General features: G+C 43.8%; 10 protein-coding genes. 4 read left to right on the plus strand and 6 right to left on the minus strand.

What is annotated here, in order from left to right; genetic code table 11:
* Positions 1-3: 3 nt before the first annotated feature.
* The gene (locus A4E24_RS00475) at positions 4-156 is read left to right on the plus strand and encodes a TRAM domain-containing protein (RefSeq protein WP_367121123.1); all 153 of its coding nucleotides are present in this window, start codon (positions 4-6) and stop codon (positions 154-156) included.
* Between the two features lie 146 nt (positions 157-302).
* On the opposite strand, the gene A4E24_RS00480 is transcribed toward A4E24_RS00475, so the two are convergent.
* The gene (locus A4E24_RS00480) at positions 303-602 is read right to left on the minus strand and encodes a DUF211 domain-containing protein (RefSeq protein WP_292350745.1); all 300 of its coding nucleotides are present in this window, start codon (positions 600-602) and stop codon (positions 303-305) included.
* Between the two features lie 130 nt (positions 603-732).
* On the opposite strand from A4E24_RS00480, the gene A4E24_RS00485 reads away from it, so the two are divergent.
* The 3 genes from A4E24_RS00485 (at position 733) to A4E24_RS00495 (ending at position 3,087) form a co-directional block, all read left to right on the plus strand.
* Positions 733-1,383 (plus strand): histidinol phosphate phosphatase domain-containing protein, encoded by a 651-nt coding sequence (locus A4E24_RS00485; RefSeq protein ID WP_292350748.1) that lies wholly within the window; start codon positions 733-735, stop codon positions 1,381-1,383.
* Positions 1,380-2,021: a cyclase family protein gene (locus A4E24_RS00490; RefSeq protein ID WP_292350750.1), complete on the plus strand. Its 642-nt coding sequence runs from the start codon at positions 1,380-1,382 to the stop codon at positions 2,019-2,021. Before A4E24_RS00485 ends, A4E24_RS00490 begins: the two co-directional genes overlap by 4 nt.
* Positions 2,022-2,208: 187 nt before the next feature.
* Complete coding sequence (locus tag A4E24_RS00495; RefSeq protein WP_292350752.1) at positions 2,209-3,087, plus strand: archaellin/type IV pilin N-terminal domain-containing protein; 879 nt, start codon at positions 2,209-2,211, stop codon at positions 3,085-3,087.
* A gap of 39 nt (positions 3,088-3,126) precedes the next feature.
* Here A4E24_RS00495 and A4E24_RS00500 read toward each other — a convergent pair whose 3' ends face one another.
* From A4E24_RS00500 to A4E24_RS00520, 5 genes are read right to left on the minus strand one after another with little or no spacing between them, the layout of a single operon-like run.
* Positions 3,127-3,720 (minus strand): hypothetical protein, encoded by a 594-nt coding sequence (locus tag A4E24_RS00500; RefSeq protein WP_292350754.1) that lies wholly within the window; start codon positions 3,718-3,720, stop codon positions 3,127-3,129.
* Between the two features lie 12 nt (positions 3,721-3,732).
* Entirely contained in the window at positions 3,733-4,281 is a 549-nt protein-coding gene (locus A4E24_RS00505; protein ID WP_292350756.1) for an XTP/dITP diphosphatase, read from the minus strand.
* Complete coding sequence (locus A4E24_RS00510) at positions 4,274-4,846, minus strand: Kae1-associated kinase Bud32 (RefSeq protein ID WP_292350758.1); 573 nt, start codon at positions 4,844-4,846, stop codon at positions 4,274-4,276. The genes A4E24_RS00505 and A4E24_RS00510 overlap by 8 nt, the downstream gene beginning before the upstream one ends.
* The gene (locus A4E24_RS00515; RefSeq protein WP_292350759.1) at positions 4,847-5,863 is read right to left on the minus strand and encodes a bifunctional N(6)-L-threonylcarbamoyladenine synthase/serine/threonine protein kinase; all 1,017 of its coding nucleotides are present in this window, start codon (positions 5,861-5,863) and stop codon (positions 4,847-4,849) included.
* A 34-nt stretch (positions 5,864-5,897) separates the two neighbouring features.
* Positions 5,898-8,042 carry a PGF-pre-PGF domain-containing protein gene (locus tag A4E24_RS00520; protein WP_292350760.1) on the minus strand — a complete coding sequence of 715 codons (2,145 nt, stop codon included), beginning with the start codon at positions 8,040-8,042 and terminating at the stop codon, positions 5,898-5,900.
* Positions 8,043-8,074 lie beyond the last annotated feature (32 nt).

An 8,074-nucleotide genomic window follows, 5' to 3' on the forward strand; every position in this document is an offset into this window, starting at 1 on the left:
GAGATCACCAGTACAGGATCAACAGGCGATGGAGTGTTCAGGATCCAGGATTTTGTCGTTTTTGTAAAAGGTGCAAAAGAAGGAGATAAAGTAAGAATAAAGGTGAAGGACATTAAACCTAATTTCGCTTTTGCTGATGTTGTTGCAAGGTACTGATAATGTCCTCAGACCTTGCAAGCCATAACCTGCAGGCCTGAAAAAAACAGGCAAATCCCCTGGAATATCAGGGTATCATGCAAAATATGGAAGCTGTCACTCTGGAGTTATATGAACTGGAACATTCAGGCGGTTAAGTGAGATATCTAACGTTCCTGCAGGGTCTCTACTTCTTCTACTAGTTTGTGACCTGCCACGATCTCATCAATACTGTGTATCACTGCACCCAGATTATCTATGGACTGTTTTATCTCTTCATAGTCCAGGTCATCACCCTCGATGGTTATCTTGATGGTCTCTGTCTGCTGGTCAACTTCATACAAGCTGAGATTGACACCGGAAACACCCGGCAGAACACTTAGTTTTTTGGAAAACTCTACTATCGATGGGTGGTGCGGCTTTAGAACGTCAAGGACCATTCTGATAATTCCAGGCAATTGTTTCATCCTTCCTTAAAATATCCTTAAGATACAATTATCGCTATCCATTAGTTAATAACCTTCATATCAGCATTGATGATATAAATCTTTATTTCATATGGCATCCTTATTATAAGTAAGAAATAATGGTGACATTATGATCGACTTGCATACACATTCCCTATTCAGTGATGGCGAACTTATCCCAAGTGAACTTGTGAGAAGAGCAGTAATGCACGGCTACAGAGCTATTGCAATAACTGACCATGCAGACTTTACCAACGTGGAACATATTATTGAAAATGTTAGCAAGGCAAAGTACCTTGAAGAAGTGATGGATATTAAAGTACTTGCCGGAGTTGAGATAACACATGTCCCTCCCACTAAGATAGGGAAAATGGCCCGCCTGTCAAAGGAACTTGGAGCGGAAATAGTAGTAGTGCATGGAGAAACAAGTGTGGAACCTGTTGCACCCGGAACAAACAATGCTTCAGTGGAGCTATCAGATGTGGATATCCTTGCACACCCCGGTTTTATAACCATTGAAGAAGCCGAAAAAGCAGTTGATAACAATGTCCACCTTGAAATAACAGCAAGGAACGGTCATAATAGAACTAATGGCCACGTAGCCAGGATAGCTTTAGAAACTGGCGCAAAGTGCGTGGTGGATACTGATACACATAGTCCGGGAAATCTCATAACCAGGGATACAGCCCTGAAGGTCGCCATGGGAGCTGGGCTTACCCTTGAACAGGCAGAAAAGGTCCTCAACAATTCCCAGAAGATAGTGAATGAGAAATATCAATGATATTTGAAGGCAAAAGGGTCATAGACATAACCATAGCTATTAGGCAAGGTATGCCTGTATATCCCGGAGATCCTGAGCCAGTTATCGAACGGATCTGCTCTATTGGAAAAGAGGGTTTTACCCTTTCAACCATATTTATGGGAAGCCACACTGGTACTCATGTGGATGCTCCTTCTCACGTTCTGGAAAATGGGATTTCCGTTGATATGCTGTGTCCGGGAAGCTTAATTGGGCGCGCGATCCTGCTGGATGTGAGGTGTATGGGGAGCCACATCTGTGCAGGGCATCTGGATACAGCATGGAAGGCAATTGGTCCGGAAAACAAAATAGATGCATTATTGTTAAAAACAGGTGCCTCTTCAATTGAAGAAACTGGTAATTTGTTCCTGAAAGAGGATGTAGCCTCCTGGATGTCTACTAAAGAGATCAAGATATTGGGAGTTGATGCGTTCTCCATCGAAAATGAAGTGGGTCTCCCACTGCACAGATCACTGCTTTCTCAGGGAGTGAATATTGTCGAGTGCCTTGACCTTGGAAAAGTGGAAGAAGGAATTTACACTTTTATCTGTCTACCATTGAAGATCATAGATTGTGATGCTGCACCAGCACGCGCTATCCTTATAGAGAATCAGCTATGAATTTTGAGCACATTATTATATTAATTAATTTAAATAGCAAGTACCCATATTGACACATTTGTAAATAGATTATTATAAAAGATTTAATATACTATAAACACTAATGAAACCTTGTCCATTACTTACTAACTTAATAGATCATAACTTAATTGAGGGAAATCGCACGAAAGCAAATAGGAAGCATTCAATGCACAAAGATGAAAGTGCACAGATGGGTATTGGTACACTCATCATATTCATATCAATGGTCCTTGTAGCCGCAGTAGCTTCTGCGCTTCTCATCAAGACATCAGGGGTATTACAGCAGAAAGCTTCGCAGACCGGCCAGGAAACTACAAAGGAAGTAGCCTCTAATCTACGAGTAGACAGGGTGGAGGGTGAACGTGCGACCTACGGAACGATCACTGTTACCAGTAGCGGCCTTTCAAACACCAGTATCGAGATCCCCAGAGGAGGTATAGTGGAATGGGTCTCAGAAAGTGAATCCTTCACGGTCAATGTTGAGAACATTACTGTAGATGTGGAGGAAGATTCATATTATGAACACAGATTCCTTACTGCAGGAACCTATTCTTTCACGATCTCAAACACCGCTTCCGGTACCACCAGCGGAACAATTACAGTAAATAACGGACTGGACTATGGAGATATCACAAAATTACATATCTCTGTATCCCTTGGTCCCGGTAGCGAGGATGTGGATCTTTCACAGCTTATTGTATACATGTCAGACGGAGCACATGTTGCAAATTTGAGATACGACACCAGCAACACAGGATCAGCCATCCACCTGCCGACAGAAGACTATATTTCGGTCAGCCCAATAAGAATACGAGATCAATCTACGTTCAAAGCAAATCAGCCAGTATTGCGTACCGGCGATATAATGGAGTTAGTGGTAGATATCCGTAAAGTGTTTTCTAAAGAAGATACCACATATGATGGCTTACCTACAAGAACAGAACTATCGATGCAAGTAAGACCTGAAGCAGGTGCACTTGTAATATTCGATTTCACAACTCCTGGAGCATACTTTGATAACAGGTATGTCCTGTTGTATTACTGACCCTCTTCTTTACCTGAAGTCCCTGAGATATGTCAGGGACTATACAGGAAAATGTGATAACGTATAAGTGCCATTGTTCCTGACAAGTTCAAAAACGTAGGCTCCTGATACAGGCTTTTCAATCACTATCCCCGCATCCATATTTGTGGATGAATTAAATGTATAGTCCGGGAACCAGCTGCCGGTATCTGACCGGACACCCTGGCAGAAGTTGATCTTTTCAGCTTCTATGATCCATCTTTTCTTAACACTGTTGTCATATCTGTAAATGATGGTGTTGTTTTCTATGTTCCAGGCAGAGTTAGTTACATTGCCATCGTTGTCCGGATCCGGGTCCACACCAAATCCAACATAAGTGACCTCCTGCGGAAAATCAAGTTCAATGGAACACATACTACCCTCGGAACTGAAAGGCATGGAAAGATCGCGTGCTTTACCGTGCTGAAGAGAAAGCAGTTCAAGAGATGCCTCAGACAATTGTTTCTCAACATCATAGCCTTGCTTTACCGGAACAATGGCGTTCCATGACATTGCTATCAAAGCAAGCACACATCCTGTAATCACCAGATACACCACCATTTTCAGGGGAATGGTGTCGATACCTTCGTTATCTCTGAAGAAGCTTCGCCCCAAAATGTGTCACCTTTACTTAGGAAGCCATTCAAAGAACTTGTCCAGCGCCCTGCGCCTGTGGGAAAGCTTGTTCTTCTCTTCATCGGTCATCTCTGCAAAAGTCCTGCCATGATACTCGAATATTGGATCATACCCGAATCCACCGGTACCCCTTTCCTCAAAAGATATGTGCCCCTCAACTGTACCTGTGAATACGACGGCTTCTTTTCCAGGCTCACAGTAACCGATAACTGACTTAAAGACCGACTTGCGGTCGTCCTCATCTTCCATAAGTTTGAGCACTCTTTTGTTACCGATTTTGCTTTCCACGAAAGCAGAGTAAGGACCTGGAAAACCATTAAGTGCATTAATGAAAAGGCCAGAATCATCCACCATAACAGGGATCTGCAGCTTTTCAGCCGCCCATTTTGCTCCGAAAGAAGCTATGGGTTCCAGCTCATCTTCCTGCAATTCAGGATAGCCATCTGAATTTTGTATCAGCTCGATGTTCTTTGCCGCAAGTATGGATCTTGCTTCGCTGAATTTTCCATTGTTGCCGGTCACAAATACTATTTTACGCATAACGACCTCTTTTCTCGATCTCTTTCACACGTTCGATCACATCATCGGCAGTTACAAAACTTTTCCGATAACCCTGACAGAAGCTTGCTATCAGTTTCTCGTGGTCACTGTGTGTACTCTCAAATGTCTGGAAAAGTACATGCACATCCACACCCTGTGCTTCAAGACTGCTGTCCATATAGGCCAGACCAAAATCGATCAGGTATATTCTGGCATTAGAAAATATCATGTTAGAAGTTGTCAGATCACCATGTATAATACCATTCGAGTGAAGACGACCTACAAGCTGGCCAACTTTGTTGCTCATTTCTTCATCCATGAGATATTTCAGGGGCTTGCCTTCAATGTACTGCATCTCTATTCGGAAATCCTGTATGTCATATATCACAGGAGTAGGCACTCCACCTCTGCGGGCTTCGGAAATGAGCCTCGCCTCTGCACGGGTCCTTTCTTTACGTATACGCTCATCGATCTCCTGTAAGCGATAATTTTTTGGGATCCGTTCTTTTATCACTATACCTTCATCGAGTGTAACGAGTGCTTCTGCTCCTCTGGCCAGGTACATTTACAGATCACCTTCCAGATCCTTGTCAGTGATCCACGTAACATCCACGGAATCTGGCCTGAAATTGGGGTTCACATGGGAGTTCTCAACAGATATGACGCTGCCAGAATCCAACATCAATAAACCAAGATAGGCTATCATTGCCCCATTATCGCCCATGAAACGTTTTTCCGGAACGTAGAAATAAGCACCCCTATCTTCACACATTATTTTAAGCATTTCCCGAAGGCGCATATTAGCTCCTACACCTCCGGCAAGCAGTACTTCTTTCTTGCCTGTATGGGCAAGTGCTCTTTCTGTTACTTCCACGACCATGGAAAAAGCTGTTTCCTGGAAAGAATAGCATACATCTTCAAGGCTGGCCTTTGCAAGAGCATCTGTGGCAGCTGTGGAAAGTCCTGAAAAAGACAGGTCCATACCCTTCACAACATAGGGCATTGGGATGTAATTTTTTGCTTTCCTTGCCATTTCTTCGATCTTAGGACCACCCGGATGAGTAAGTCCTGCACTTCTGGCAAACTTATCCAATGCATTCCCCAGACCAATATCCAGTGTTTCTCCGAACACACGGTATTTACCCATTTTATATGCCAGTACCTGGGAATTGGCACCACTGACATACAATGTCACCGGGTCCCTGGCGGGAGTCTTCCAGCGACCGACTTCTATGTGTGCAAGACAATGATTGACACCTATAAGAGGCACATCCAGACCCAAAGAAAGAGCACGTGCTGCAGTAGCTACAGTGCGCAGGCACGCACCAAGACCCGGACCCTGAGAAAAGGCTATTCCGTCTATCATAGAGCTGGATATACCTTTTTTTCGTCCTTCATCAAGCAGTCTTCCTATTATATGTGAAGCAAATCTGGCATGATGCTGCGCAGCTTCCCTGGGGTGTATTCCCCCAACAGGAGGCACATACGTATGTGTAACCTCAGCGATAACATCTTTCTCATTGACAATAGCTGCACTAAGATTCCATGCAGTGCCCTCTATTCCAAGAACTGTTCCTTTCATTGGTATCTGGTAAAGGATGTAAAGCAGATTAATCTTACTCTTTCTTCAGGTATTCATATCCAACTGCAAGTATTCCCATCAATACAAAAACAATTATGAATGTCCATATCCTGGACTTTGCTGGCTGCTTTTTCTCCATACCTACATCACTGATATGAGTAAATGGTGTATCAGTAACATTATCCACAAGGGAAGTGAGCAGACCCTGGGCAGTGATCGCAAATGGGGAAAAACCCGGAGTTTGGGCTTCGAATATGGAATAGCTGGTATTGTTACTTTCCAGGATAGTAGGCAGCACTTCCCATGCAGTTCCATTATATCGCTGCAATTTTATGTTATCAGCACTTATTGCCATCTCTTCCAGCCATGAATTGTTCACCCTGAACTCCACCTGTGCATCCCTTATATTATCGGATGTAGCAAAACCAGCCTTACCTACCCAGATGTTAATATATTTGTAAACCAACCCCTCCGGATCGATAAGTGCAAGCTTTGATCTGTTGTTCAGCACCTCTATAGTAGAGGTTATTTCTCCTGAGTTCTTAAGAGAATAGAAACGAACAGATTGGATAGCATTGCCCTCTCTTGTGAATTCATAGGTGATATTGCTATTTGTTCTCAGGTATTCACTGTCCACATCTTTCATAGCGATGTTTGCAAAGTCCTCAACGCTACCTGCGCCACCGCCTCCGCCCCCACTGCTACTCTTACTGCTGCCTCCATTGCTTCCTCCTCCACCGCCGCCACTGCTGCTGGAGGAAGACGTTGTAAGGCTGATACTTACTGCTTCGCCTTTCAGCCCATTTTGATCGAATGGGACCAGAGTATAGTTATAAGTTGTGGAACTATTAAGATCACTATGTACATATCTTGATTCGGTCACGGTATCAAGGAGAGTACCATTCACGCTTATTTGTACCGTTGCAGTATCTTCAGAAGCATCCCACTCCAGTGTGATCGAAGTGGCCTTTATGCTCCTTCCGGCGACATTTGAGATCACAGGCAATTTCAATGTGGTTGCAGGATCAGTTACCTGCGCAGTATTTATGTTCCCTGAAGCATCCACTGTTTCGATAGCTATGCTATGTTCCACTCCATTGCTAAGTCCTGTTGCATTGTAATAATTGTTGGGAGTGGTGGTGACAAATGCACCATCTATGTATATCCTCACATGACTGAGATCCTGATCTGCAGGATTGGTCCATGTCCAATAGATCCAGCTTGCACCTATAGCGCTTTCGTTAAGATCTGTTACAGGTGCCGGTGGAGTTCTGTCTGTGATCTTAGTCGTTGCCGAATCGCTCACAGTTTTGTGATTGATGTTCCCCGAAGTGTCCACAGTTTTGAGACTTATAGTGTGAGTTGTGCCTTCAGCCAGTCCAATTGCGTTGTAAAAAACATCAGATGTATTTGTGACAAATTTATCATCAAAGTATACCATAACATGCTCAAAATCAGCATCTTTCGGGTTTTTCCAGGTCCATCTGATCCAATCCAGACCTACACTGCTCTCGTTAAGAGCCGTTACAGGTGACGGAGGCACTGTATCTATTAAGGGTTCAGTTGTTGCAGGATCACTCACCAATTCAGGATTGATGTTTCCGGAAGTGTCTACAGTTTCTATACTGAGAGTATGTACAGTTCCTGGAGAGAATCCGGTAGCGTTGTAAAATGCATTAGGCGTCTTTCTGATAAATACACCGTCCAGATACAACATCACATAACTGAAATCAGGTTCACTGGGATTTTTCCAGCCCCATCTGATCCAGCTTGTACCTGTGCCAGTTTCCCTGAGACTGCTCACAGTTGAAGGAGGAGTATGGTCCACGGCTGTAATTTTAGCTGCATCGAATCTGGCTTCAGCAGCTTTAAGGTCTGATAAAGTCTGGTCTACCTCAGCCTGCGTTGCGTTGTCATCTTCGGCAACAGACTCTGCTTTATCTTTGGCAGCACCAAAAGCACTGATGGCCGACTGAGGATATTCTCCTGGCTCATCGCCTGCAACTGCACTTTCTAATTTTATAGAAGCTTCATCAATAGCTGATATTAATTCGCTCTTGTCAACAGTCACGTTATCCACTAAGGCAGCTTCTGTGCTGATTGCAACAAACAACAATACTATCCCAGAGTAGATCAATCCCACTAACGAATAGATGAATCCACTTAACTTGGTTCGCATTACCCACCACTCCACAAGTTAGAGAGGACTTG

This window comes from Methanomethylovorans sp. PtaU1.Bin093, from assembly GCF_002067275.1.
Taxonomy (GTDB): domain Archaea; phylum Halobacteriota; class Methanosarcinia; order Methanosarcinales; family Methanosarcinaceae; genus Methanomethylovorans.